At 63.7% G+C, this 25,089-nt stretch carries 28 protein-coding genes; 13 read left to right on the forward strand and 15 right to left on the reverse strand.

Features of this window, described 5'->3' with window-relative positions; genetic code table 11:
• Positions 1 to 108 precede the first annotated feature (108 nt).
• The 4 genes from DQ405_RS11010 (at position 109) to trxA (ending at position 2,748) form a co-directional block, all read left to right on the forward strand.
• Entirely contained in the window at positions 109 to 537 is a 429-nt protein-coding gene (locus DQ405_RS11010) for a YbaY family lipoprotein (protein WP_168424264.1), read from the forward strand.
• Positions 537 to 1,217 (forward strand): class I SAM-dependent methyltransferase, encoded by a 681-nt coding sequence (locus tag DQ405_RS11015; RefSeq protein ID WP_168424407.1) that lies wholly within the window; start codon positions 537 to 539, stop codon positions 1,215 to 1,217. The genes DQ405_RS11010 and DQ405_RS11015 overlap by 1 nt, the downstream gene beginning before the upstream one ends.
• Positions 1,218 to 1,259: 42 nt before the next feature.
• A complete protein-coding gene (gene thpR, locus DQ405_RS11020) occupies positions 1,260 to 1,790 on the forward strand; it encodes an RNA 2',3'-cyclic phosphodiesterase (RefSeq protein ID WP_168424265.1) in 531 nt (176 codons plus the stop codon).
• Positions 1,791 to 1,878: 88 nt separating this feature from the next.
• Positions 1,879 to 2,748, forward strand: a complete 870-nt coding sequence (gene trxA / locus DQ405_RS11025) for a thioredoxin (RefSeq protein WP_168424266.1) — start codon at positions 1,879 to 1,881, stop codon at positions 2,746 to 2,748.
• Between the two features lie 438 nt (positions 2,749 to 3,186).
• On the opposite strand, the gene DQ405_RS11030 is transcribed toward trxA, so the two are convergent.
• The 3 genes from DQ405_RS11030 to DQ405_RS11040 form a co-directional block, all read right to left on the reverse strand.
• Positions 3,187 to 3,780: an HAD family hydrolase gene (locus tag DQ405_RS11030; RefSeq protein WP_168424267.1), complete on the reverse strand. Its 594-nt coding sequence runs from the start codon at positions 3,778 to 3,780 to the stop codon at positions 3,187 to 3,189.
• Positions 3,777 to 4,646: an acyl-CoA thioesterase II gene (tesB, locus tag DQ405_RS11035; RefSeq protein ID WP_168424268.1), complete on the reverse strand. Its 870-nt coding sequence runs from the start codon at positions 4,644 to 4,646 to the stop codon at positions 3,777 to 3,779. The genes DQ405_RS11030 and tesB overlap by 4 nt, the downstream gene beginning before the upstream one ends.
• Before the next feature lie 80 nt (positions 4,647 to 4,726).
• Positions 4,727 to 5,302 (reverse strand): GNAT family N-acetyltransferase, encoded by a 576-nt coding sequence (locus tag DQ405_RS11040; protein ID WP_168424269.1) that lies wholly within the window; start codon positions 5,300 to 5,302, stop codon positions 4,727 to 4,729.
• Between the two features lie 66 nt (positions 5,303 to 5,368).
• Here DQ405_RS11040 and DQ405_RS11045 point away from each other — a divergent pair, with 66 nt between their 5' ends.
• Entirely contained in the window at positions 5,369 to 6,289 is a 921-nt protein-coding gene (locus tag DQ405_RS11045; RefSeq protein WP_168424270.1) for a histone deacetylase family protein, read from the forward strand.
• Between the two features lie 196 nt (positions 6,290 to 6,485).
• Positions 6,486 to 7,715: a TIGR03862 family flavoprotein gene (locus tag DQ405_RS11050; protein ID WP_168424271.1), complete on the forward strand. Its 1,230-nt coding sequence runs from the start codon at positions 6,486 to 6,488 to the stop codon at positions 7,713 to 7,715.
• A gap of 58 nt (positions 7,716 to 7,773) precedes the next feature.
• On the opposite strand, the gene DQ405_RS11055 is transcribed toward DQ405_RS11050, so the two are convergent.
• From DQ405_RS11055 to DQ405_RS11070, 4 genes are all read right to left on the reverse strand, one after another.
• Positions 7,774 to 8,082: an AzlD domain-containing protein gene (locus DQ405_RS11055; protein ID WP_168424272.1), complete on the reverse strand. Its 309-nt coding sequence runs from the start codon at positions 8,080 to 8,082 to the stop codon at positions 7,774 to 7,776.
• Positions 8,079 to 8,789 carry an AzlC family ABC transporter permease gene (locus DQ405_RS11060; RefSeq protein ID WP_168424273.1) on the reverse strand — a complete coding sequence of 237 codons (711 nt, stop codon included), beginning with the start codon at positions 8,787 to 8,789 and terminating at the stop codon, positions 8,079 to 8,081. The genes DQ405_RS11055 and DQ405_RS11060 overlap by 4 nt, the downstream gene beginning before the upstream one ends.
• A gap of 205 nt (positions 8,790 to 8,994) precedes the next feature.
• Positions 8,995 to 10,320, reverse strand: a complete 1,326-nt coding sequence (locus DQ405_RS11065; RefSeq protein WP_168424274.1) for a DEAD/DEAH box helicase — start codon at positions 10,318 to 10,320, stop codon at positions 8,995 to 8,997.
• 259 nt (positions 10,321 to 10,579) lie between these two features.
• Entirely contained in the window at positions 10,580 to 11,107 is a 528-nt protein-coding gene (locus tag DQ405_RS11070; RefSeq protein ID WP_174824667.1) for a LabA-like NYN domain-containing protein, read from the reverse strand.
• Positions 11,108 to 11,169: 62 nt separating this feature from the next.
• Between DQ405_RS11070 and DQ405_RS11075 the strand changes: the two genes are divergently transcribed.
• Together DQ405_RS11075 and DQ405_RS11080 are read left to right on the forward strand one after the other, a co-directional pair.
• Complete coding sequence (locus DQ405_RS11075) at positions 11,170 to 11,850, forward strand: YciC family protein (protein WP_168424276.1); 681 nt, start codon at positions 11,170 to 11,172, stop codon at positions 11,848 to 11,850.
• A 69-nt stretch (positions 11,851 to 11,919) separates the two neighbouring features.
• Positions 11,920 to 12,348: a VOC family protein gene (locus tag DQ405_RS11080; protein ID WP_168424277.1), complete on the forward strand. Its 429-nt coding sequence runs from the start codon at positions 11,920 to 11,922 to the stop codon at positions 12,346 to 12,348.
• Between the two features lies 1 nt (position 12,349).
• Here DQ405_RS11080 and DQ405_RS11085 read toward each other — a convergent pair whose 3' ends face one another.
• Positions 12,350 to 13,192, reverse strand: coding sequence for an SDR family oxidoreductase (locus DQ405_RS11085; RefSeq protein WP_168424278.1), 843 nt, complete (start codon positions 13,190 to 13,192; stop codon positions 12,350 to 12,352).
• Between the two features lie 228 nt (positions 13,193 to 13,420).
• On the opposite strand from DQ405_RS11085, the gene DQ405_RS11090 reads away from it, so the two are divergent.
• Entirely contained in the window at positions 13,421 to 14,167 is a 747-nt protein-coding gene (locus tag DQ405_RS11090) for a substrate-binding periplasmic protein (protein WP_168424279.1), read from the forward strand.
• An 84-nt stretch (positions 14,168 to 14,251) separates the two neighbouring features.
• Here the strand turns inward: DQ405_RS11090 and hrpB are convergent, their stop codons facing one another.
• Positions 14,252 to 16,771, reverse strand: a complete 2,520-nt coding sequence (gene hrpB, locus DQ405_RS11095) for an ATP-dependent helicase HrpB (protein WP_168424280.1) — start codon at positions 16,769 to 16,771, stop codon at positions 14,252 to 14,254.
• A gap of 177 nt (positions 16,772 to 16,948) precedes the next feature.
• Between hrpB and DQ405_RS11100 the strand changes: the two genes are divergently transcribed.
• From DQ405_RS11100 to DQ405_RS11115, 4 genes are all read left to right on the forward strand, one after another.
• Complete coding sequence (locus DQ405_RS11100) at positions 16,949 to 17,365, forward strand: polyribonucleotide nucleotidyltransferase (protein WP_168424281.1); 417 nt, start codon at positions 16,949 to 16,951, stop codon at positions 17,363 to 17,365.
• The gene (locus tag DQ405_RS11105) at positions 17,365 to 18,300 is read left to right on the forward strand and encodes a cation diffusion facilitator family transporter (RefSeq protein ID WP_168424282.1); all 936 of its coding nucleotides are present in this window, start codon (positions 17,365 to 17,367) and stop codon (positions 18,298 to 18,300) included. Before DQ405_RS11100 ends, DQ405_RS11105 begins: the two co-directional genes overlap by 1 nt.
• A gap of 304 nt (positions 18,301 to 18,604) precedes the next feature.
• The gene (locus tag DQ405_RS11110) at positions 18,605 to 19,084 is read left to right on the forward strand and encodes an Lrp/AsnC family transcriptional regulator (protein ID WP_168424283.1); all 480 of its coding nucleotides are present in this window, start codon (positions 18,605 to 18,607) and stop codon (positions 19,082 to 19,084) included.
• A 172-nt stretch (positions 19,085 to 19,256) separates the two neighbouring features.
• Positions 19,257 to 19,475, forward strand: a complete 219-nt coding sequence (locus DQ405_RS11115; protein WP_168424284.1) for a DUF2788 domain-containing protein — start codon at positions 19,257 to 19,259, stop codon at positions 19,473 to 19,475.
• A 9-nt stretch (positions 19,476 to 19,484) separates the two neighbouring features.
• Here DQ405_RS11115 and DQ405_RS11120 read toward each other — a convergent pair whose 3' ends face one another.
• The 6 genes from DQ405_RS11120 to DQ405_RS11145 all read right to left on the reverse strand — a co-directional run bounded on the left by DQ405_RS11120 (position 19,485) and on the right by DQ405_RS11145 (position 24,859).
• On the reverse strand, positions 19,485 to 20,123 hold the full coding sequence (locus DQ405_RS11120) for a pseudouridine synthase (RefSeq protein ID WP_168424285.1): 639 nt from the start codon (positions 20,121 to 20,123) through the stop codon (positions 19,485 to 19,487).
• 217 nt (positions 20,124 to 20,340) lie between these two features.
• On the reverse strand, positions 20,341 to 21,489 hold the full coding sequence (locus tag DQ405_RS11125; protein WP_168424286.1) for an ABC transporter substrate-binding protein: 1,149 nt from the start codon (positions 21,487 to 21,489) through the stop codon (positions 20,341 to 20,343).
• Between the two features lie 24 nt (positions 21,490 to 21,513).
• A complete protein-coding gene (locus DQ405_RS11130) occupies positions 21,514 to 22,224 on the reverse strand; it encodes an ABC transporter ATP-binding protein (RefSeq protein WP_241729940.1) in 711 nt (236 codons plus the stop codon).
• Complete coding sequence (locus DQ405_RS11135) at positions 22,208 to 22,975, reverse strand: ABC transporter ATP-binding protein (protein WP_045163780.1); 768 nt, start codon at positions 22,973 to 22,975, stop codon at positions 22,208 to 22,210. Before DQ405_RS11135 ends, DQ405_RS11130 begins: the two co-directional genes overlap by 17 nt.
• Positions 22,968 to 23,996 carry a branched-chain amino acid ABC transporter permease gene (locus DQ405_RS11140; RefSeq protein WP_168424287.1) on the reverse strand — a complete coding sequence of 343 codons (1,029 nt, stop codon included), beginning with the start codon at positions 23,994 to 23,996 and terminating at the stop codon, positions 22,968 to 22,970. Before DQ405_RS11140 ends, DQ405_RS11135 begins: the two co-directional genes overlap by 8 nt.
• Positions 23,996 to 24,859, reverse strand: a complete 864-nt coding sequence (locus DQ405_RS11145; protein WP_168424288.1) for a branched-chain amino acid ABC transporter permease — start codon at positions 24,857 to 24,859, stop codon at positions 23,996 to 23,998. Before DQ405_RS11145 ends, DQ405_RS11140 begins: the two co-directional genes overlap by 1 nt.
• Between the last annotated feature and the right edge of the window lie 230 nt (positions 24,860 to 25,089).

Genomic DNA, 25,089 nt, shown 5'->3' on the forward strand with positions numbered 1-25,089 from the left:
GAGCTGTCAGACGTCGGGAGAGCCATGTTAGCGCATCCGGTCGGCAAGACAAATCGAGCGGATTGTTGCTATACAGGCGCGCATTACCGCCAGATTCCGGAGTCGTCCGTGCCGTTACGCCCCCTCGTTCTGCCCCTCTTGTTGCTGGTGCTGGTTGGCTGTTCGAGCCAACAGTCCCAGCGCCCATCCGCACCTGTCACGTTCGAGGAACCTCCGCAGGCGACCAGCGTGCTGCATGAGTTGCACGGCAGCCTGATCGGCGCTCCAGCCGGCAGTGAAGTCGAACTGGCATTGCTGGAAGTCAACCGGCGCGACCAGCCCGACCGCTTGCTGAGCAACGTCCGCCTGCAAGGCCGAGGCAGCGAATTACCGTTCATTCTCAAATTCAACGCCGAGAAATTCCCCCAAGGCCGGGACGTGGAGCTGCGCGGACGCGTGACCCGCTCGGGACAGCTGATCATGCGCCTGCCAGCCGTGCAGGTCAGCAGTCCTGCCAGCCAGTCACTGGGCCCGCTACACCTGGTGCCAGCACCTTGATGCCGCCCGAAGCATTGCAGGTCGCGCTAAACGACCTGCTCGGCGATGCGCACCTGATCGCTGAAACCCTGCCCGATACCGACATCCGGCTGTGGCTGATCGACGCGGCGAACATGGGCCGTGCGTTCAGCCCCGAGGAAACCCGGCGGATCCTGGAAGAGCCACCCTACTGGTGTTTCTGCTGGGCCAGCGGCCTGGTGCTGGCGCGCTGGCTGGCCGCACACCCGGAGTGGGTACGCGGCAAACGGGTGCTGGATTTCGGTGCGGGCTCAGGCGTTGCTGCCATCGCCGCGGCCAAAGCCGGCGCGCTGGAAGCCGTGGCCTGTGACCTCGACCCGCTGGCGCTGGCAGCCTGCCGTGCCAACGCGGCGCTCAACGGCGTGCAGCTACGCTATTCGACGGATTTCTTCGGCGAGGCCGATCGCTACGATCTGATCATCGTCGCCGATGTGCTTTATGACCGGGCGAACTTGCCGCTGCTGGATCAGTTCCTGAGCCGGGGTCGCCAGGCGCTGATTGCGGACTCGCGGGTGCGAGATTTCCAGCATCCGCTCTACAGCCGCCTGGCACTCCTCGACGCCTGCACCTGGCCGGACCTCGCCGAGCCTACTGAATTTCGCCGGGTCAGCCTCTACCACGCCACTCGACAGACAGCGGCTGAATCACGAGCAGCCGGCTAGGGTCCACTGCAGGTCGCGACGCCAATGCCGAAGGAGCAAGCCATGACCACCGACGATCCCCTGCGTCTGTTCTTCGCCCTGCCCTGCCCGCCGGAATTGGCAGAAGCCATCGGTAGCTGGCGTGACCAACAGAACCTTGGCAGTCGCCCTGTGGCGCAGGCCAACCTGCATCTCACCCTGGCCTTTCTCGGCAGCCAGCCGGCGGCGCAGCTGGACGGCCTGAAGCGCCTCGGCGATCACCTGCGCGCCGACGCCTTCATGCTGCACCTGGATCAGTTGCAGACGATCGGCCATGGCTTCGCCTGCCTGATTCCGAACCAGGTCCCGCCGCCGTTGAGCCAACTGGTCGAGCAGCTGCATGCCGGCCTGTCCGCCCATGGCTTCGCCCTCGACTCGCGACCCTTCCTGCCACACGTGACGCTGTCGCGCGAGGCGCAGGTTCAGTCGAACGTTAAGCCGCCCAGTTTCGATTGGCGGGTCGAACACTTCGGCCTCTTCGTGTCTGAAAACACTCCCAACGGCGTGCGCTACCGTGAGCAGGAGCGTTGGCAGTTGACGGCCCCGAACCGTTGATATCGATTCGCGCTACTTGCTTCCGCTCCAGCGCGCCCCCACTTAACATGCACGCCTCATTTCGCATGTGCCCATTCCGAGACTTCCAATGAGCCAGACTCCCTACATCTTCGATGTCAGCAGCGCCAACTTCGAGCAGCTGGTGCTGGAAAACTCCTTTCACAAGCCAGTGCTGGTGGATTTCTGGGCCGAGTGGTGTGCGCCGTGCAAGGCGCTGATGCCACTGCTGGCGAAGATCACCGAGGAGTACCAGGGCGAGCTGCTGCTGGCCAAGATCAACTGCGATATCGAGCAGGATGTCGTGGCCCGCTTCGGCGTGCGCAGCCTGCCCACCGTAGTGCTGTTCAAGGATGGCCAGCCGGTCGATGGCTTCGCCGGTGCGCAGCCGGAGTCGGCTGTTCGCGCCATGCTGGAACCGCACGTACAGGCGCCTGCGGCCCCCGAGGCCGATCTGCTGGAAGGTGCACAGCAATTGTTCGCAGAGGGTCGCATCAGCGAAGCGGAGCATCAGCTCAAGCTGCTGCTGGCCGAAGACAATGAAAACGCAGCCGCGCTGATCCTCTATGCACGCTGCCTGGCCGAACGCGGTGAACTGGGCGAGGCCGAAACTGTGCTCGGCGCGGTCAAGGGTGACGAGCACAAACAGGCCCTCGCTGGGGCCCGCGCGCAGCTGACTTTTCTGCGTCAGGCCGATGATCTGCCCGAAGTCGCCGATCTGAAGAGCCGTCTGGCACAGAATGCCGAGGACGATGAAGCCGCCTACCAACTGGCGATTCAGCAACTGGCACGCCAACAGCACGAAGCGGCCCTGGACGCTCTGCTCAAGCTGTTCATGCGCAACCGCGCCTACGCCGACGGCCTGCCGCACAAGACCTTGCTACAGGTGTTCGACCTGCTGGGCAACGACCATCCGCTGGTCACTACCTATCGCCGCAAGCTGTACCAGGCCCTGTATTGAGCTGCTTTTTGTAATAGGCGCGCCCTCGGCGCAAGGGGTCTCCCGGCCCCGCTCAAAAGGCAAAAACTTCGCCCCCGGTCGGGCCTCCCACTAAGGCCAGAGCAAGCAGGGCGGGTAAGCAAAGGCAAACCAAGCCCTCGCCGACCTGCCTTTTCGTGGGAGGCGCGCCCCGCGGCGAAAGGGGCCGCCCGGCCCGCTCAAATGCCAAAAGCTTCGCCCCGGGTCGGGCCTCCCACTGAGCCAGAGCAAGCAGGGCGGTAAGCAAAGGCAAAGCAAACCAAGCCCTCGCCGACCTGCCTATTCGTGGGAGGCGCGCCCCGCGGCGAAAGGGGCCGCCCGGCCCGCTCAAATGCCAAAAGCTTCGCCCCGGGCGAGCCTCCGACAAAGCAGTGCAAGCCAATGCGAGAGCAACCCTCGCGCCCGGGCATTTGCGGTTCGCTAGCCCGTCAGCATCTCGCGCAGATGCAGGCAATCGCGGGCATGCAGGGCGGTCAGCTCCGGCCAGGGATTTTCCGGCAGGTTGACCAGCACACCGCGCGCGCCGGCCGCTTTCGCGCACTCCAGGTCGAAGCGGTAGTCACCCACCATCACCAGCTCGCTCGGCGCGATGGACCATCTGTCTGCCAGGTGCAGCAAACCGCCGGGATCAGGCTTGGGCGGCGCCTCGTCGCGGCCGAGGATGTCTTCGCTGGCGAAACAGTCGCCCATGCCGACTGCCTGTAGGGTCACCAGCGCCAGTTCGTGCGCGTTGCGCGTCAGTACGCCCAGCCGACAACCGCGATCACGCAATGCGTGCAGCAACTCACGGGCGCCTGGCGCCGGGCTGGCGGCGCAAGCGAGTTCACGTTCGTGTTCCAGCAACCAGGCACGCTTGCCCGCCGCCTCGTCGGGCGGTAGCGCGGCCAGATGGTGCAGGATGTCGTCATCCTCGGGGATATCCAGCGCCCGCTTGATGGCCGGGAAATCGTGCACAGCGAGCGTCAAGGTGCCGTCCATATCGAACACCCAATGCCGCGAATCGGACAGGCTCATTTCCAATCCTCGCGCACGCGAATCAGTCCCTCTTGTGCCACCGATGCGACCAGCTCGCCGGCGCGATTGAAAATGCTCCCGCGGGCGAAACCGCGAGCATTGCCAGCCCAGGGGCTATCCATGGAGTACAGCAGCCATTCGTCCGCGCGAACCTCGCGATGGAACCAGATGGCATGGTCGAGGCTTGCCAGCTGAATGAACTTGCTCCAGGAGCTGACGCCGTGGGGCTGCAGCGCAGTGCCGATGAAGCTGAAATCCGACGCGTAGGCGACCAGGTACTTATGCAGCGCAGGGTTGTCCGGCAGCGAGCCGTCCGCGCGGAACCAGATATGCCGGATCGGTTCGATCGGCTGGGGATTGACCGGATCCTGCAGCGTCACCGGGCGAATCTCGATGGGCTTGGGCCGACGCAGCTTCTCCGCCACTCGTTCGGGGACCAGTGCCGTCAGCTTGTGCATCAGCTCCCACTCGCTGAGAAGGTTTTCCGGCCCAACCACTTCGGGCATCGGCAACTGATGCTCGAAGCCGGTCTCATCCGCCTGAAACGAGGCACTGCAGGTGAAAATGGTCTGGCCTTTCTGAATCGCACTGACGCGACGAGTGCTGAAACTACCGCCATCACGCACCCGATCGACGTCATAGACCACCGGCTGATGGGAGTCGCCAGGGCGCAGGAAATAGCCATGCATGGAGTGCACATGACGCTCAGGGACCACGGTCTGGCTGGCCGCGGACAACGCCTGACCGACCACCTGGCCGCCGAACAGCTGCGGAAACCCTAAGTCCTGGCTGGCACCGCGAAACAGGTTTTCCTCGATTCGTTCCAGCGATAGCAGGTTGACCAGCGTGTCTAGGGTGTCGGTCATGGTGTTGTTCCTTTAGGTATACGGCACGGGGCAGGCGCGCAATGTTACGTATTCCACCGGACTCACTCCAGCAATTGCGCTTATCGTCGGGTATCGACCCAGTTATCCCGCGTCATCCGGTACAGCACGTGGGCACGCAGCGGATGGTCTTCGGGCACGTCCGGATGGTCGAAGTCATCTCGCGCTTCGTGCCGCATGCCCAGCGCATCCATCAGCGCCCTGGACGGTTCATTGACCGCCGCGGTGTAGGCCACCACTTCCGGCAGCTGCAGGCGCTCGAAAGCGCAGGTCAGGCTGGCTTCTGCCGCCTCCCGGGCCAGGCCCTGTCGCCACTGGTCCCGAGCGAGTCGCCAGCCGATTTCGACGACGGGGCAGAACGGCTGTTGCAGGCGACTCCAGGCCAGCCCGGCCATGCCGATGAAGCGCCCGTCATCCTTGCGCTCCAGTGCCCAGAAGCCGAAGCCGTGGCGGGTAAAGTGAATTCGACAGCGAGCCATCGCGGCGGCGCAATCATCGCGTGACAGCAACGCAGGGAAATAGCGCATCACCAGCGGATCGGCGCACATTTCGGCCAGGGGATCGAGGTCTTCGTCCCGCCAGGTACGCAGCCGCAGACGGGTAGTGTCCAGTTCGATACGCGCTATCGCGTCTTCCATGTCATTTCCTTGAGGGGTTCGCTACCGAGTCGGCATACTTTCGGCTGACCATTCGGGCGCCGATCGATGTTGCTACCGCTGATCTACCATGACGACTACAGCCCGCCGCTGCCGCCGGGGCATCGCTTCCCCATGGAGAAATTCCGGCTGCTGCGCGATCACCTGGTCGCCAGCGGTTTGACCACAGACGAGGCGCTATTGCGCCCGGCGCTGTGCCCGACAGAGCTGCTCGCCCTCGCGCATGATCGCGCTTATGTCGAGCGTTATTGCAGCGGCGACATGAGCCGCGAGGAACTGCGCCGCCTGGGCCTGCCCTGGAGCCCGCCGTTGGCGCAGCGCACCGTGCGCGCGGTCGGTGGCTCGCTGCTGGCGGCCGAACTGGCGCTGCAGCATGGGTTAGCCTGCCATCTGGCCGGCGGCACCCACCATGCCCATCACGACCACGCCTCAGGCTTCTGCATTTTCAACGACCTGGCGGTGATCGCGCTCTCGCTGCTGGAGAGCGGTCGCGTCGGTCGCGTGCTGATTTTCGATTGCGATGTACATCAGGGCGACGGCACCGCGCGGATCCTCGAACATACGGCCGACGCCGTTACGGTCTCCCTGCATTGCGAAAAGAACTTTCCCGCTCGCAAGGCCCGCAGCGATTGGGACATCGGCCTGTCCCCGGGACTCGAAGATGCCGAATATCTCAAGGTGGTCGATGACACCCTCAGCTATCTGTTGCCCCTGTATCAGCCGGATCTGGTGATCTACGACGCCGGCGTAGACGTCCATCGCGACGACGCACTGGGCCTGCTCAACCTCAGCGACGACGGACTGGCGATGCGCGACAGCGCGGTGATCGAGCACTGCCTGGGCCGGGACATTCCGGTGGTCGGTGTGATCGGCGGTGGCTATGACAAAGACCGCGCACTGCTCGCTCGCCGGCATGCGCAGCTGCATTTCAGCGCAGCCGAGGCATGGCAGCGCTACGGACTGGGCTGAACAACTTCTTCCTGCTCGGGCATTTGTAGGAGCCAGGGGGACGCCGAGTCCTTGCCGGCGAAGCTTTTGCGTGGCTGCGATTCGCGAGCAAGCTCGCTCCTACGAGTGCAGGTGCACCTGCACCTGCACGATGATATCTGCGAGCATCGGAACGGCATTCGCTACAATGCCGGCCTCGTAACGCCAGGCCTGAACCATGCTTCCAATCCACAAGCCCTCCCGTATCGCCATCATCGGCGGCGGCCCCGCCGGGCTGATGGCCGCAGAAGTGCTGAGCCAGGCCGGCGTCGCTGTCGACCTGTATGACGCCATGCCGTCGGTCGGTCGCAAATTCCTGCTGGCCGGCGTCGGCGGAATGAACATCACCCATTCCGAAGCCTTCGAGCCCTTCGTGGCTCGCTATCGCGAACGTGCTCCTGAGTTAGAGCGCCTGCTCGAGGGGTTCGGCCCCGAGGCGCTGCGCGAATGGATTCATGGGCTGGGAATCGACACCTTTGTCGGCAGCTCCGGTCGTGTGTTTCCGTCCGACATGAAGGCCGCTCCCCTGCTGCGCGCCTGGCTGCGCCGCCTGCGCGACGCCGGGGTACGGATTCACACGCGCCATCGCTGGCTGGGCTGGAGCGCCGACGGCAGTCTCCGGCTGCAAGGGCCGGACGCTGAGTTCAACGTCCATGCCGATGCCGTCCTGCTGGCACTGGGTGGCGGCAGCTGGGCGCGACTGGGTTCCGATGGCGCCTGGGTATGCCTGTTGCAGGATCGCGGGATCGACGTCGCGACGCTGCGCCCGGCCAATTGCGGATTCGAGGTGGCGGGCTGGAGCCAGTTCCTGCAGGACAAGTTCGCCGGCGCGCCATTGAAGACCGTGAGTCTCACGTTGCCCGGCAATACGCCGCGCAAAGGCGAGTTCGTGATCACCGCCAGCGGTATCGAAGGCAGCCTGGTCTACGCGCTGTCCGCTGAGATCCGCCAGGCTATCGAGCAAAGCGGCAAGGCCACCGTGAAACTGGACCTGCTACCCGATCATCCTCTGGAAAAGGCCATCCGAGCGCTGAGCAAACCCCGTGGTTCGCAATCCATGGCCAAGCACCTCAAGCGCCAGCTGGGGCTCGACGGCGTAAAGGCCGCTCTGCTCCGCGAGCTGACCAGCGCCGAGACGTTTCAGACCCCTGAAGCGCTCGCCGCGGCAATCAAGGCGCTGCCCATCACCCTGCTGCGCCCGCGGCCGCTGGAGGAGGCGATCAGCAGCGCTGGCGGCGTGACATTCGAGGCGCTGGACGACGGCCTGATGCTGCGCCAGTCGCCCGGCGTGTTCTGTGCCGGTGAAATGCTCGATTGGGAAGCACCGACCGGGGGATACCTGCTCACTGGCTGCTTCGCCAGCGGACGGGTGGCGGCTGTCAGCATGCTTCGCTGGCTACGGAACTGACCGCCCGCCAGCGCAGGACACAGACTTCCGCTGCAAGGCCGTAGCGATCGAGCCGGGCTCAGAGCTGCCGAAACAACGCCACGGCGATCACCCCGGCGGCGATCGCCGGCAACGGCTTCTTGACCAGCAGCATCGTCACCGCCGTGACCAGGAAAGCCAGCCGGGCACCGTTGTCTCCGTTGACCGCCATGGGTGTCAGCAACGCCACCAGCACCGAACCGGACATGGCGCTGATGAACTGCTCCGTCCTGGGGCTGATGGGCACGAATGACATTGCAAACACGCCGCCCCAGCGAGTCACCAGGGTCACTACGGCCATGATCAGAATGATGATCAGCACGCCGGATCCCGCCGTCTCGATAGTCACTTTTTCTTCTCCATCCACAGCGCGCCTAGTATCCCACCTGCCAGCGCGCCAGCAACCACGTGGCTATTGGCGGGCAGGTACCAGTACGCCAACATCGATGCACACCCGGCGACTATCCAGATAAGGATCATGCGCAGGTTTTTCTTCCCGCCGACGACCATCGCCAGAAGGAAACACCCCATGACCATGTCAAGCCCCCAACTGACCGGGTCATGGATGGCACTGCCGAAATAGAGACCAAGCCAGGTGCCCAGCACCCAGAACGTCCAGAGCGCAAGGCCGCCGCCGAACAGAATGCCCAGACCAGGCTTGCCGAGGCTGAACGCCTGCATGGACATTGCCCAGTTGGCATCCGAGACGACGAACATGACGGCATAGCGTTTCGCCGGCGGCAGATGGCGTAGCCAGGGGTATAAAGTCGCGCCCATCAACAGATGCCGCGCGTTGACGGCAAACACGGTCACCACCAGCGGAACGACGGGAACATGCGCGCCCCACAGCTCCAGTGAGGCAAACTGTGAGGCACCGGCAAAAACCAGGGTGCTCATGATGATGGCGGAATAGTTATCCAGCCCCGCCTGCGTCGCAGCCAACCCAAAGGCCAGACCAAACACGACAACGAACAGTGAAATGGGCGTCAGCTGCTTGAACCCAGCCCATACGTCATGACGGCTGAGTTCGTTAAGCTCTGCATCGGCATTTGCCAAAAGACACCTCTCTTACCGCCATTTCCGATTGTTCAGCGGAGCCTACCGAAACCCGCCGGTAAAGGAAGCCACCGCAACGACGATTACTCACGAAAGCTCGCCATCACAACAGCCCAGGCGGGAAGGTCGCGGTGATTTATCTGATGCATGCAACGGCAAACATCGCTGTTGGTCCAGCGGCACGCCGCAGGAAAATTACCTTCCGTCAGCGCTTCTTCGCCGGCTTCGCCCCGCCCAGGCTCGGAACCTTGCGAATCGGCTTGGCGTTGGGTTTTTCGCTCTCATCGAACCAATTGCCCAGATGAACGCGGCCTTTGCCAGCGGCGGTCTTGGGCTTTTTCGGTTTCTTCGGCTTCTTGATGATTTGTCCACCGGGCTGAGTAGTCGGCACTCGATGATCAGGGACGAAACCTGGCTCGTCGTGGCGCGGCAGTACCTGCTGAATCAACGTCTCGATGGCCGCGAGCTGATCGACTTCGTCGGCGGCCACCAGCGACACTGCTTCACCCGTCGCGCCGGCACGGCCGGTGCGGCCGATACGATGCACATAATCCTCGGCGACGATGGGCAGGTCGAAATTGACCACTTGCGGCAGGTCATGGATGTCCAATCCGCGTGCAGCCACGTCGGTGGCCACGAGTACCTGCACTTCGCCGGCCTTGAAGCGCTCGAGCGCGCGCAGTCGCGAGGCCTGCGGCTTGTCGCCGTGAATCGCATCGCTGGCGATGCCCTCGGCCTGCAGCTCATCCACCAACTGATCGACGCCCTTGCGGGTCTTGACGAATACCAGCACCTGGCCCCAGCGCCGGTCCGCCAGCAGATGCAGGAACAGCTCGGCCTTGCGCTTCTTGTCCACAGGCACCAGCCACTGCTTGACGGTCTTGGCGGCAGCATTGCGCGGGCTGACTTCGATCGACAGCGGATCGCGCAACAGCTCGCCAGCCATCTGCCGGATGGCATCGGAGAAGGTCGCCGAGAACAGCAGTGTCTGGCGCTTCTTCGGCAGCGCGCTGAACAGCTCGTCGAGTTCCTGCGAGAAACCAAGATCCAACATGCGGTCGGCCTCGTCCAGCACCAGCGCCTGCACCTGGCCGAACTTCACCGCGTTCTGCCGATACAGGTCGAGCAAGCGCCCCGGTGTCGCCACCAGCACGTCGATGCCCTTGCGCAGCGCCATCATCTGCGGGTTGAGGCTGACCCCGCCATAGACCGCATAGGTGCGCAACGGCAGATTCTGCCCGTAGGTGCTGAAGCTCTCGTGGACCTGTTCGGCCAACTCGCGGGTCGGCACCAGCACCAGCGCGCGAATCGAGTTGCTCGCCACTTGCGGCCCTTCGTGGAGCAACCGTTGCAACAATGGCAGGGCGAAACCGGCGGTCTTGCCGGTGCCAGTCTGCGCCGCGGCCATCAGATCGCGACCCTTGAGCACGGCAGGAATCGCCTTGGCCTGGACGGGCGTTGGCTTGGTGTAGTCGAGGGATTCGAGGGTGCGCAGCAGCGGATCGATCAGGCCCAGGGAGGCGAAGGTCATGGCGAGAACCGGGAGTACGAAAACGAGGTGGGCAGTTTACTCGGAAAGGCAGCTGGAAGCTGGAAGCCAAGCGCAGGGTGGATGTCGCTTTCTACATCCACCGCGACCTTGCTCGTCGGGTCGGGGCGGGTCGGGGCGGGTCGGCAAGACGCGGCCCGGCCTACACCTTGAAGCCCATCAGCGTGCGAGCAAGTTCGGCGTTCGCTTTAAGCTTCAAGCTTCAAGCTTCAAGCTTCAAGCTTCAAGCTTACGGCTGCGCTTAGCGCAACAGCAGCTTGCCTTCGATCGGCACATAGCGGGTCGCGGCGCGAATCAACGAGTTTGCCGTCAGGCCCGGCGCGCCATAAGCCGTCGCCTCGGCGCCACCAGCGCGCACGCGCTCAAGCAACAAATCGAAATCACCGTCGCCTGAGGCCAGCACCACTTCATCGACACGCCCCGCGGCGTCCAGTACGTCGATGGTGATTCCCACATCCCAGTCGCCCTTGGCCGAGCCGTCGCTGCGCTGGATATAGGGCTTGAGCTTCACGGTGAAGCCGAGGTTGCGCAGGATCTGCTGGAACTGCTGCTGCTTGGCGTCACCCCGATCGATGGCATAGGCATAGGCCTCGACGATCTCGCCGCGCGCGCTGACCTCGGCCCACAACGCGGCATAGTTGAAATGGCAGCCGTGAGCCTGGCGCACCGTGTAGTAGAGGTTCTGCACATCGGCAAACAGGGCGATCTTCTTCACGCAGCGACCCAAGCGGTGAAAGGGCTGACCAGTATGGACGGCAATACCGCACATGTCGCCGGTCGGTTGCTTGGGCTAAAGTGCGCGCCTGTTCTTCCGAGAGTTGTTCTGCCGCGATGAATGTTCTGTCCATCCTCCGTGACGCCTGGTTCTTCTACTCCCGCAACCTGGCGTCCATCGCGCGTCTCTGCCTGCCACTGATCGCGCTCGAGAGCTGCGCCCGTCTGGCCGTCGACCATCTGTTCGGCCGGGACGCAGTGCCCGCGCAGGAGCTGCTGGTCGGCTTGATTTTCTATCCGCTCTATATCGGCGCGCTGATCCTGTTTCTCGACGCCCGTAGCCGCGGCCATGCGCCGCCGCTGCGCGAGGTCCTGATGCGCGCCCTGCCGCTATGGCCATCAATGGCTGTGCTGGCCGGGCTAGGCACCCTGCTGATCATGCTCGGCGCCTCGCTGTTCGTGCTGCCGGGGCTCTGGGTGATGGTCAAGATCGCATTCGCCGAATACCTGTTGGTGCTCCGTGGCCTGACCCCACTGGCTGCTCTGAAGGAAAGCTTCCTGCAGACCCGTGGCCATTTTCTCTTGGTGTTCGGCTGCATCCTCGTGGTTCTGTTGCCGCTATGGGTGCTGGAAGCCTGGCTCGCCGCGCAATTCTGGGCCGGCGAGACGCCCCCTGGGCTGCTGGCGGTGCTCGTCGACAGCGCCGTCGGACTGGTGCAACTGCTGGCGACCGTGGTGCTATTTCGCTGCTTCATGATTTGCAGCGAGCCGGTCATCGGCCGCAACGAAGAAAGCTGAGGGCCAGGCGGCGAGCAACGATCCGGCGGGCTAGGCTTGGTGATCCATTCCTTTCCGGAGGGCTCCACCATGGCTGACCAGAACCCCAGCATCCTGTCCCACGTATCCCTCGGCAGCAACCGCTTCGAGGACGCCGCCACCTTCTACGACCAGACCCTCGCCACTCTGGGCTGCAAGCGCATCATGGCCCACCCGGGGGCGATCGCCTGGGGCCGCGAATATCCCGAGTTCTGGCTGCAAATACCGATCAACGCCCAGACAGCCACCGTCGGCAACGGCACGCATATCGGCTTCTTCGCCGCAGACAAGGCTTCGGTCGATGCCTTCCATCGCGCCGCGCTGGCCGCTGGCGCAACGGACGAAGGTGCACCGGGGCCACGCGAGGAATATGGCGAGCCCTATTACGGCTGTTTCGTGCGCGACCTCGACGGCCACAAGATCGAGGCCGCCTATTGGGACATGGAGCGGGCCCAGCAGCTCTACGGCGACGCTCAATAGCCTAGCCGGCACTCGTCGAACTCCGAGCACCCGCCAGCCGCGGCAATAGCAGGTGCTCGAATAGCCGTGGAAAACAGCGCGCCACCAGCCGTGCACGCCAGTCGAGATTGGACAGCACCAGCAATTGGCGCCGCTTCAGCGCGCCCTGATAGATGGACTCGGCGACATCCTGCGGTGATGACACCCGCCCCACCGTCAGCACCGGCTGTGCCGCGGTGGAGCCGTCGCCGATCAGCACATTCTTGCGCAGATCGGTCGCGGTATAACCGGGACAGACCAGCATCACATTGACCCCGGTATCGGCCAGCTCGCTGCGCAGGGTTTCGAACAGCCCGTGCAGCGCATGCTTGCTGGCGTTGTAGGCGCCACGGTCAGGCACCGGCGCGTATTGTGACAGCGAGCTGAGCACGATGACCTGCCCTTCCCGCGTGATCAAACTCGGCAGTGCAGCCTGAGTGCAATGCAACGCACCATAGAAGTTGACCGCCATGATCCGCTCGAACACCGCCAGGCTGGTCTCGGCGACGCGGCTGCGATGGGTAATGCCGGCATTGTTGATCAGCACGTCGATGCCGCCGAAGCGTTCCACCACCAGCGCAACGGCCTGCTGCACCGCAGCCGCATCCGAGACATCGCAGCGCAAACCCAGTGCATCGGCATTGTGGTGGTCTGTCAGGTGTTGTACCAACCCATCGATGGCGTTCTGCTCGAGATCGAAAATCACGACCCGCGCTCCGGCCTGAGCCATTCGCTCGGCCAGCGCACGACCGATCCCGGCGCAGCCACCCGTAATCAGCACCACCTTGCGATCGAACACCTTGCTGGCGAAAACCTTGCGATACATGGAGCACCCCATCCGAACTTGATCAAAGCACTCACGACCTGCCAGCCGTCGTGCCGCACATATCTTCAGCATAGTCAGCCCGTCACTGACCCGCGCGATCGCATGCCCACTTCGCGAGCGCCGGAACATCGTGCTGCTGCTACTCGACCGGGCGCTGCGGTTATGGACAGCGAAACGCCGGGCGACCATGCTTGCCGACGCGCAAACCACAAGGGGCAGTGAATTACCTTGAAGCCTTTACTCTGGATCCTTTTTGCAGCGGCTCTGGCAGGGCCTTGCTTTGCCGCGCCCGAGGCCGAGCCGCCACGAACCCTGACCGTTGGCTATTACGACTTTCCCCCAGCCATCTACAGCGATGCGCAAGGCCGACCGCAGGGGCCAGTGGTGGAACTCACCCGTCGCGTACTCGAGCATGCCGGTTATCAGGCGCAGTTTCGTGGATTACCGAGCGCACGCCTGTATGGCGCTTTGAAGAGCGGCACCGTCGACCTCTGGCCGGGCGCGCCAGGCAAACCGGAGCTGCAGGCCGATACGATCGAGGGTCGTCAAACCCTCGCGCAGATCAGCCTCAACCTCTATCACCGCCCCGACACCCCACGGCCAGAGGTGCCGGACAGCCTGCGCAAGCGTGGCATCATCATCATCGGCGGCTATAACTACTGGCCGCAGGTGAACCGGATGCTGCATGACCCGCAACTAGGGATTCGCCTGCACCGTACCAGCACTCACACCTCGGCATTGGAGATGCTCAAACATCGCCGCGCCGACTATTTGCTCGACTACCAAATCCCGGTTAACCAGGCGCTTCAGCGTCTCGGCATGCCGGCATTGCCCCACGTGGAGCTGCACAGGGTAGCCATTCGTTTCATCGTCTCGCGTCATGCCGACGACAGCCGAACCGTGGTCGATGCGCTGGATCAGGCCTATGCCGAGATGGTGGCTTCCGGGGAAAACCTGAGCCTGCCGGACGAATAAAGACAGCTGGCAAGCGAAGCCGTATGGGCGAGGCTGAGCTGCGCCAGCTTACGCTTCGGTTCTGCTTGAGGCCTGGGGCTGCTTTCAGGTCCCGCGCGGCTTGGCCCGCGCGGTAGGTTCGGCGACTAACGGATCATCCGGCCAGTAGTGCTTGGGGTAACGACCCTTGAGATCCTTCTTCACCTCACCATAGGTGTTGGCCCAGAAGCTCGCCAGATCCTGAGTGACCTGCACCGGCCGGCGTGCCGGTGACAATAGGTGCAACTTGACCACCTGCCGACCACCGGCGATCCGTGGTGTATCGGCCAGGCCGAACAACTCCTGCAAGCGCACCGCCAGTACGGGCGGTGAGTCGCTGTAATCGAGGCGTATCCGCGAACCGGAAGGCACGGCAATGGCGATCGGCGCCAGTTCGTCGAGCCGCTGCGGCAACGGCCAGGGCAGCAAGGTCGAGAGCATGCCCTTGAGATCCAGCTGGGCGAAGTGCGCCAGCCGCGACACCTTGCCCAGATACGGCAGCAACCAGTCTTCCAGGCGAGCCAGCAACGCGGCATCGCTGACGTCCGGCCAGTCGCTGGCACCACTGATGCCTAAATCAATCTGCCGGAGCAGGGCGATACGCGCCTGCCATTGGCGCAGATCTGACGTCCAGGGCAACAGCTCAAGCCCCTTGCGCCGGACCAACCCGAGCAAGGCGCGGCCGCGCGCGTCGTCATCCAGCCCCGGTAGAGGCTCACGGCTGAGCACCAGCTCGCCGACCCGCCGCTGCCGCTCAGCCCTCAGCACACCTTCACGCTCGTCCCATTCGAGCTCGTCGCGTTGGCTGATCTGCTCGGCCAGCGCCTCGTCGAACAGGCTTGGGTCCAACGCCGCCGCGCGATAGATACGCTCCTCGCGCTGGCCCTGACGGCTGCCCAGCTCGGCGATCACCAGCCAGGGTTCTTTCATCAGCGCATCAGGCTCTGCGAACAGTGCCGCGCGACCATTGGCCAAACGGTACTCGCCACCCCCTTCGCGGCGCTGCCGGGCGACCCGGTCGGGGTAAGCGAAGGCCAGCAGCGCGCCAAGCCAGCGGTGATCGTCACTATCGGCGGCGGCGGTTCCGGCCGGACCGCGCAGCAGGCTGCGAAACTGCCGAGCCAGTTGCCGCACGCGCGCCACGCCTGAATGATGCCGGCCACGGCCTTCGAGCAGCGCGAGGCGCGTGGAAATATCAGCGCCAGCGCCACGTTGAATGTCACGCTCGACCAGCAAGGCCCCGAGATCGGCCGCCTGTGCGCCGAGCCCCAGCGCGTGACCGCGCAGCAGCATATGAGCAATCCGCGGATGCGCGGGGAGCTCAGCCATGGCAAGGCCATGAGCGGTCAGTTGCCAGCTGCCGCGAGCGTTACGGCTGAGCGCCCCGAGGCGTTCGAGGAGATCCTGCGCCTGGGCGTAGGCTGCCGCCGGTGGTGGATCCAGCCAGACCAGCTCGTCCGGCTCGACACCCCAGCGCGCCAGCTGCAACGCCACTCCGGCCAGGTCTGCCTGAAGAATTTCCGCTTCGCCGTAGGCCGCCAGCTGTGCGTGTTGGTCCTCCGACCACAGCCGATAGCAGGCGCCAGGTTCAAGGCGGCCGGCACGACCAGCCCGCTGCGTCGCCGAGGCACGGGATATGCGCCGGGTCTCCAGCCGCGTCATGCCACTGCCAGGATCGAACCGTGGCACCCGCGCCAGCCCCGCATCGACCACCACCCGCACACCTTCGATGGTCAGGCTGGTCTCGGCGATATTGGTCGCCAGCACCACCTTACGCTTGCCGGCCGGCGCCGGCTCGATGGCTGCGCGCTGGGCGGTCAACTCCAGCTCGCCGTGCAGCGGGCAGAGCATGACGTCGTGACGCCCCGACAACTGTTCATTCAATGCGTCGTTTACGCGGCGGATTTCGGCCTGCCCGGGCAGAAAGACCAGCACGCTACCGGACTCTTCATCCAGCGCCTGCATGATGGTTTGTACCACCCGCGGCTCGAGGCGCTCACCGGCCTGAAACGCTCGGCTCCAGCGCTGCACGACCGGATACATGCGCCCTTCGCTACGCACCACCGGCGCCTCGTCGAGCAGGCTCGATAGCCGCGCACCTTCGAGCGTCGCCGACATCAGCAGCAACTTCAGTGGCTCGTCTCTGAGCAGATCGCGGGCATTGAGCGTCAGGGCCAGCGCCAGGTCGGCGTCTAGGCTGCGCTCGTGGAATTCGTCGAAGATGACCAGGCCAACGCCTTCCAGGCCCGGATCGTCCTGCAGGCGACGCGCCAGAATGCCCTCGGTAACCACCTCGATACGGGTCTGCGGCCCGACCCTGCTGTCCAGGCGGATACGGTAACCGACTGTTTCACCAACTTTCTCGCCCAGCTCACTGGCCAGGCGCTCGGCTGCGGCGCGTGCCGCCAGTCGCCGCGGCTCGAGCATGACGATCGATTGCCCGGCCAGCCAAGGCTCGTTGAGCAAGGCCAGCGGCACGCGGGTGGTCTTGCCGGCACCCGGTGGGGCTTCCAGCACGGCTTCGTCACGTTCACTCAGGGCCTGGCGCAGGGCCGGCAGTGCTTGGTCAATGGGTAGGGCGATCATGGAGACTCCGCTTTCAAGGCCGCGATTATAACGATCCGCAGCGCGTGGAAAGCGGCTGGGCTATCTCTGTCGCAAGCATTCTCGCCAGGCCGAACAGAGCGCTCGGCCGAGCTGTCTGATGTCGAGAAAACATCACGCAGCCCTTGTATAGTTGCGCCACTTTCTCCGGAGGTCCTTATGCGTACTCGTTCCCGTGTCATCGGCGGCGTGCTGGCCGTCTCCCTGTTCACTCAACTGACCGCTTGCGGCACGCTGTTCTACCCGGACCGCCGAGGCCAGATCGACGGCAAGATCGACCCAGCCATCGCGGTCGCCAATGCCGTGGGCCTGCTGTTCTACGTGATTCCCGGCCTGATCGCCTTCGGCATCGACTTCGCCACGGGCGCCATTTATCTGCCGGACAACGAATACTCCATGGCGCCGGAAAAGCTCCAGGAAGCCATTGGCGCCGACGGCGTGATTGATCAGGCGAAGCTCAAGGCGATCATCGAGCAGGAAACCGGCCGCAGCCTGCCGCTGAACGATCCGCACCTGATCCAGCACAGCGGTAGCGTCGAGCAGCTAGCCGCCTTCGGATTGCGTCCGGCCGCCTGATGCAACACACCCGCGAGCGCAAGGGCGTCAGCGCCGAACATGCACGACTGATGCGCCGCGCCACTCGGCTGGCGCTGGCCGTGGCGCTGACGCTGGCGGCCAGCAAGGCGCTGGCGTGGTGGCTGAGCGGTTCGGTGAGCCTGCTGGCGGGGCTCACCGACTCGCTGCTGGATGGCGCTGCATCACTGCTCAACCTGCTGGCGGTGCACTACTCGCTGCGCCCGGCGGATGAAGATCACCGCTACGGCCATGGCAAGGCGGAAGCCCTGGCCGGGCTCGGTCAAGGCGCGTTCATCTCGGTCAGTGCCATCCTCGTCTGCGTTCAGGGCGTCGACCGCATGCTGCATCCGGAGCCACTGGGCGCGCCGGCGCTGGGTATCGCGGTCATGCTGCTGTCGCTGCTGCTGACCGTGGCGCTGCTGGCGTATCAGCGGCATGTGGTGCGTGAAACCGGCTCCACGGCGATTCGCGCCGACTCGCTGCACTATCGCTCCGACCTGCTGCTCAACTGCAGCATCCTGGTGGCGCTGGTCCTTGCCGGCTATGGTTGGGAGCGTTTGGATGCGGTGTTCGGCATTGCCATTGCGGTCTACATTTTCTGGAGCGCGCTGAGCATCGTGCGCGAAGCCGGCGCGGTGCTGATGGATACTGAGCTACCGCCGGAAATCAGCGAGCACATGCACCGGCTGGCCTGCGATGTACCCGGTGTGGTCGGCTGTCATGACCTGCGCACCCGGGTCTCCGGCACCCGCTGGTTTGTGCAGATGCACCTGGAGCTTCCCGGCACGCTGCCACTGATCGAGGCACACGCCTTGTGCGATCAGGTCGAGGCGGCGATTCACGACCAGTATCCGCGCGCCGAAGTGCTGGTGCACGCCGATCCGCTGGAAGTGGTAAGTCCACGCCCAACCCCGGAACCCACCGGCGAGGCATAAAAAAGACCACGTGGTGAGACGTGGTCTTTTTTCAATACTGTTCTGAATTCGCTGGCCGCTTGTGGCGGATTCTTCGGCAGCGCCTTGTGAGCGGTGCTGGCCCGGACCGATAGCCTCGGTAAGGTATACGGTTGGCGCGGAGGGGTAAGTACCGCGTCATTTCTGCCGGGGGCTGAAGTTGGATAAAGCTTACGTCCCGCCTGCCGGCAAATGCTTGCGAATATTGCTCAGATAAGACCCCATTGCGCAATCTATCGTCTTCTGCGCATAGTTCCGCGCAACGGAACAAAGAGAGTCTTCTAAAATGAGCAAACTCGATCGCTACGACCTTCGCATCCTTCATGAATTGCAGCACGACGCCCGCATCTCCAACCAGGACCTTGCCGAGCGCATCGGGCTGTCGCCCTCGCCCTGCTCACGACGGGTCAAACAACTCGAGGATGACGGCTATATCGCTCGCCAGGTCGCCCTGCTGGATCGCAAGAAGCTTGGCCTGACGCTCACCGCCTACGTGCTGATCGGCATGGACCGGCACACGCCCGAGCGCTTCGAGCATTTCGAAGGCGTGATCGGCAAATGCGCGGAAGTGCTCGAATGCAGCCTGGTCACCGGTATGGATGCGGACTACCAGCTCAAGGTGGTGGTGCCAGACATGGAGCACTACCAGGCTTTCCTGCTCGGCACTCTGACGCGCATCGAAGGCGTCTCCAGTGTTCGCTCCAGCTTCGTGTTGCGGCAAGTGTCGTCGAGCACCGAACTGCCGCTGGAGCACCTGCGCACCTGAGACCCATTGCCGCAATCAGCGGCATCGATACCAGTCCTGGCGTATACTCGCGCCGCCTTGCTATGCCCCCGCGCGCCATATTCGAACAAGCGCCTCGCTCGCTAAAAAACAGGTCCGCCCGCTGTCATAGCTGTTGTCGTATGCATTCAGACTTAGCCAAGCGGAGAAATCGATGGATCCGGAAGTTTTCGAGAAGTGGATGATGATCGTCCTGGTCGGCGGGTTGATGGCCTTCATGGCGTTCATCATCTGGGACCTGGCCAAGAAGTCGAAGGCCGGCCGGCTTGGCACGGCGATTCTGTTTCTGGGCCTGGGTCTGTGCCTGTTCGCGTTCCTCGCCAAGCCGGTCATCGGCTATATCATCGAAGTGTCTCAGGGCATTCCGCACTGATTGAACGGGTCAGCTCCGGCGCGGTAGCCGCGCCGGCTCCTCGCGCCATTCCCCAGGCTGCAGGCCGTCCAGCGCCCAGTCGCCGATACGTACCCGCACCAGCCGCAGCGTCGGCAACCCGACCGCAGCGGTCATACGCCGTACCTGGCGATTGCGCCCCTCACGAATGACCAGCTCCAGCCAACAGGTCGGCACGCTTTTGCGAAAGCGCACCGGCGGATTGCGTGGCCAGAGCTCGGGCTCGGCCAGCAGCCTCGCGTCGGCCGGCAGCGTCATGCCATCGTTGAGTTCAACGCCGTCGCGCAGCCGTGCCAGCTGCTCCTCACTCGCCTCGCCCTCCACCTGAACCCAATAGGCCTTCGCCAGCTTGTGCTTGGGATCAGCGATACGCGCCTGCAGTTGTCCATCGTTGGTCAGCAGCAACAAGCCCTCGCTGTCCCGGTCCAGGCGACCGGCCGGATAGACGCCCGGTACCTGGACGTAGTCTTTCAGGGTCGCGCGGCCGTCGGCATCGTTGAACTGGGTGAGCACATCGTAGGGTTTGTTCAGCAGTAACAGGCGCGGCTCGGCGGGTGGCGCCTTGGCGACACGCCGCGGCTGGGCTGTACCAGCCAGCCGCGGCGGGCGTGGGCGAGAAGTACGTGGCATGACCAAGGGTTCCGAATCGGGCCGGCCATGCTAGGGCGACAGCGCAGGAGCCGCAAGCCACCCGCCCGGTCGTATATGCGCTGACCACCGTTGCCCGCTACCCCTATGCGACCGCTGTGCACCGAGCGGCGGCTGGCCCTGTTTCGCACGACGGCACCCTGGTGCTCCGCTACGGCCCGCCTGAAGCGGCTGGAATATCTTGGCGCAGCGAAACCCACTACTCCCCGATCTGCTTACGAACGATCTTGACGTTTTCCACCACGGCCATGGTGGTCGGCGTGATGAAGCCGCCGTCCTCGGTGATGCCCTGGATCGAGTAGAGGTTGTACTTGGGGTTCATGGAGCTGATCGCCTCGGCCATCTTTGCGCGGACCTGCTGCGGTTCGGTGCTACCGGCCAGCTCCATGGCCTTGGCCATGGCGTGGAAAGCCAAGTAGTTGTAGGCCGCTTCCGAGCCCGGCACCTTGCCGTGCGCTTCCTTGTAACGCTCCACGAAGACCTTCGCGACCTCGCTGTCATACTCCGACAGCGGTACGACACCGATGGAGTTTTCCAGCAGATCCAGGCCTCCCGTCACGGCAGCGATCTCGTCCAGCTTGGCCTGGTCCATCACGATGAAGCCGCCCTGGAAGCCCATCTGACGTGCCTGTTGCATAACCAGGCCGGTGGGCTCCGAGGCGCCGCCGACAAACATCACGTCCGGGTTCGAGGCGATCACTCGACTTACCCCGGTATAGAAGTCGGTCGACTTGTTGTAGTCCATGGGGTTGCTGGCGACGATCTCCCCGCCTTTCTGCTCCCACGCCTTGGTCATCATGTCGGTCCAGATTTTGGCGTACTCGTGGGTAGCGCCGGCGATGCCGAGCTTCTTGCCGTAGTGCTTGAGGGCGTAGTCGGAGAAGGCATCCACATAGCCGGTGAATTCCGGCGGGATGCGCACCGTCAGCGGGTTACCCTGCTCGGTCACCGAGGGCACGCTGGTGTAGGCCATGATCAGGAAATTATCGGCGACGTTGAAATCCTGCAACGCGAACACGCCGCCGGTATGCGGGACGAACACGGCAGCGGCTTTCGATTCCTTCACCAGCCGCTTGGCGTTGGTGGCCGCCTGGCTCGGTGAATACTTGTCGTCGAGGCTGATCAGATTGACCTTGTAGGTCTCGTCACCGATCTTGATGCCGCCGGCCTCGTTGGTGTCGTCCACCGCCATGCGCAGCCCCGACAGGGTGTTCTCGCCATAGAGCGCGGCGCCGCCGCTGAGCGGGCCGGTAAAGCCGATATTGAGCGTCTGTTCGGCATATACGCCACCGACATGGGCTGCGGACAAGGTGGCAATCGCCATTCCAAGCGCTTTGAGCGTTTTCATTGTTGTCTCCTTGGTTACGACTGATCAGGCGCCGATGTAGGCTTTGCGCACCGCTTCGTTCCCCAGCATGGCCTGCTGATCGCCTTCCATCACCAGGCTGCCGCCCTCGATAACGTAGGCGCGGTGAGCGATTTTCAATGCAGCGAAGGCGTTCTGTTCGGCCAGCAGCACGCTGGTTCCGGACGCGTTGATACGCGCGATCACCTCGAACATCTGATTGACCACCAGCGGCGCCAGCCCGAGCGAGGGCTCGTCTAGCATCAGCAGCCGGGGCCGACTCATCAGCGCCCGACCGATCGCCACCATCTGCTGTTGGCCGCCGCTCAGTGAGCCGGCCGGCTGGTTTCGCTTGTCGTGCAGGATGGGAAACAGGTCGAGCACTTCCTGCAGGTTGCGCTTGTTGCCCTCACTGTCGCGGCGATGCAGATAGGCGCCGAGGGCGAGGTTCTGCGAGACAGACATCTGCGGGAACAGCTTGCGCCCTTCCGGACAATGCACAACGCCGGCTGCGACCAGACCCGACGGTTTGAGTCCGTCGATGCGTTTGCCCTCCAGCGTAATGCTGCCGGCTGTCGGCTTGAGCAAGCCGCTGATGGTGTTGAACAAGGTGGTCTTGCCCGCGCCATTAGCGCCGAGCAACACCACCAGCTCGCCGGCGCCGACGGTCATGGAGACCTGAGTGAGCGCTTTGAAACTGCCGTAGCAGACATCGACCCGATCAAGCTGCAGCATCATAGTCGCTCCCCAGATAGGCCTCGATGACAGCCGGGTTCGCCTTGATCTCGGCGGGCGTACCCTCGGCGATCTTCTCGCCGTAGTTGAGCACCATAATTTTGTCGGCCAGGCCCATGATCATGTCCATCTTGTGTTCGATTAGGCATACGGTCAGGCCGTGCTCGGGCATTTTGCGGATCAGCTGGGCGAGCCCCTCCGTCTCTTCCGGGTTGACGCCGGCCGCCGGCTCGTCGAGCAGCACCAGCTTCGGCTCGGTGGCGAGCGCCAGGGCGAAGGCCACGCGCTTGCGTTCTTCCTGGGATATGTCCAGCACCACGCGGTTCTCCAGATGCGCCAGGCCGACGAAATCCAGTGCGGCGCGGGCCTTCTCGCGGCACTCGCGCTCCTCCTGCTGCAGGCGTTTGGAGTTGATCAGCACGTCCCACAGGCCGGATCGGGTGCGCAAACGGTGGCCAACGATCAGGTTGTCCAGCACCGTGGCCTGCTCGAACAGGTGCGTGGTTTGAAAGGTCCGGCCGACGCCAAGCCGGGCCACGCGATCGCAGCGCATCCGCGAGACATCGTGACCGTCGATCAGGATGCGCCCGGAGCTGGGCTTGTGAACGCCGGAAATCAGGTTGAAGAAGGTGCTCTTGCCGGCGCCGTTGGGGCCGATGATGGCGTTGATCTTGCGCGCCTCGAATTCGACGCTGACGTCGTGTACCGCCGCCAGCCCGCCGAACATCTTGGTCAGGTTTTCGACCTTAAGCATTGTTGTTCACCTCGTTGCCTGGGGTGACCTTGGTAGCACCGCGCGGGTCCTTGGCACGTGCCGCTGCGGTGTCCTTGCGCAGCTTCCAGCCAAGGAAGGTGCCGATCACACCGCGCGGCATGAAGATCACCAGCACCACGATCAGCGGGCCAAAAATGATCATCCGGTAGTCTTCGAGAAATTGCAGCGACTGGGTGATCCAGACGACCCCGACGGTCCCGGCCAGCGGACCGAACAGGGTGCCGAAGCCGCCGACCAGCAGGTAGGTGATCATGTCGAAGGTATGGTTGGGGTTGGCTTCCTCCGGCCCTATGAAGCGGATCATCGAGGCGTAGAGTCCACCGGCAACACCGGCATAGGTGGTGGAGAGGACGAAGGCCAGCAGCTTGTTGCGCATCAGGTCGATGCCCAGCGATTGGGCCAGCGCATCACCGTTGCGGATGGCCATGAAGGTACGGCCCAACAGCGAGCGCGCCAGGCGACCGGCGAACCAGATCGCCAGGACCAGAAACAGCAGCGCGAGGTAATAGAACGGCACCGTCTGGCTGAAATCCACCAGCCCGAAGCCGTCCGGCGCCGCGATACCGCGAATGCCGATGGCGCCGTGGGTCAGCTCTTCCCACTTGTCGATCAACAAGTAAATGATGAAGCCCACACAGAGCGTGAAGATCGCGAAGAAGTGCTCTTTCAAGCGCAGCGAGACGATGCCGACCAGCGCACCGACGGCGGCCGAAACCAGCGCGGCCGCCACGAAAGCAGGCCAGAAATTCCAGCCATGGTCAGCGGTGAGAATCGCCAGGGTGTAGGCACCGATGGCGAAGAAGCCGCCGTGAGCCAGGTTCAGCTGACCGCAGTAACCGGTGATGATGTTCAGGCCATAGACCGCGATTGCCCAGATAAAAGCACTGGCCATCACATAGACCTGATACTCGCTCTTGGCGAACAGCGGGAAGGCCAACGCGAATGCCAGCAGCACCGGTTTGCAGCCGGGGCCGGTCAGTAACGAAGCGAAACGATGCATCAGTGAGCCCCCTTGGCGAACAGCCCGGTTGGGCGCAACGACAGAATCACCACCAGCAGCGAGAAGGCGATGATGTCCTTGTAGTCTGACGACAGATAGAAACCACCGAAGCTTTCGGCGAAACCGAGAATCATCGCGCCGAGAATGGCCCCAGGGATGCTGCCCATGCCACCCAGCACAATGATGACGAAGGCCTTCATGATCACCAGGTGCCCCATCGCCGGATACACCAGGTTGATCGGTGCATAGAGCGTCGCAGCAAAGGCGGCGAGCATGCCGGAGATGGCGAAGGTCAACATGGCCACGCGGTTGGCATCGATGCCGACGAGGAACGCCCCCTCACGGCTCTGCGCCATCGCGATGATCGTCGAACCCAGCATCGTCTTGCGCAGGAACAGGTGCAGAGCAAGCATCAGCGTAAAGGCCCCGACGATGATCAGCAGGCGCTGCTCGGGAATGATCAGCCCGTCGAAGTTGAGGATGCCGCCATAGGGCGAGGCCATGCGGCGGAAGTCGGAGCCCCAGAGCATCTGCACCACCGCTTCGAGAAACAGCAGGATTCCGATGGCGGCGATCTTGTCGTGAATCGGCGGCGCGTTGCGCAGCGGGTGAAACACCAGCCGCTCCGATAGCACCGCCAGTACGGCCACTACCACACCGGAGGCCAGCATGGCGATCCAGTAATGCAAGCCGATATCGGTCATGAAGAAGTAGGACGCGAACGCGCCGACCATGTACAGCGCGCCGTGGGCGAAGTTGGGGATGTGCAGGATGCCGTAGACGAGCGTCAGGCCGAGGGCGACCAGCCCGTAGATGCTGCCCAGGGTCAGGCCGTTGAGCACTTGCTGAAACAATAGATTCAATGCGGCGTCTCCGTGGATCTTGTTGTTATGGGTGCCACCACCGAGCGACCCTACGACCGGTCCGGGCCGGTCGAAGTATTCGCTCGACTGACATTGGCACTCGCCGACAGGCCCGTCAAACGAGCCGCTCGGAACAGATACAAGCCCATAAAAAGGAGTGATGCTGGCGCATGGCCAGATCGCGACGGCTAGGCCATAAACTCAGCGGCGCGGGCGCGGACCTCGGCCAT

This window comes from Pseudomonas sp. SST3 (assembly GCF_003325755.1).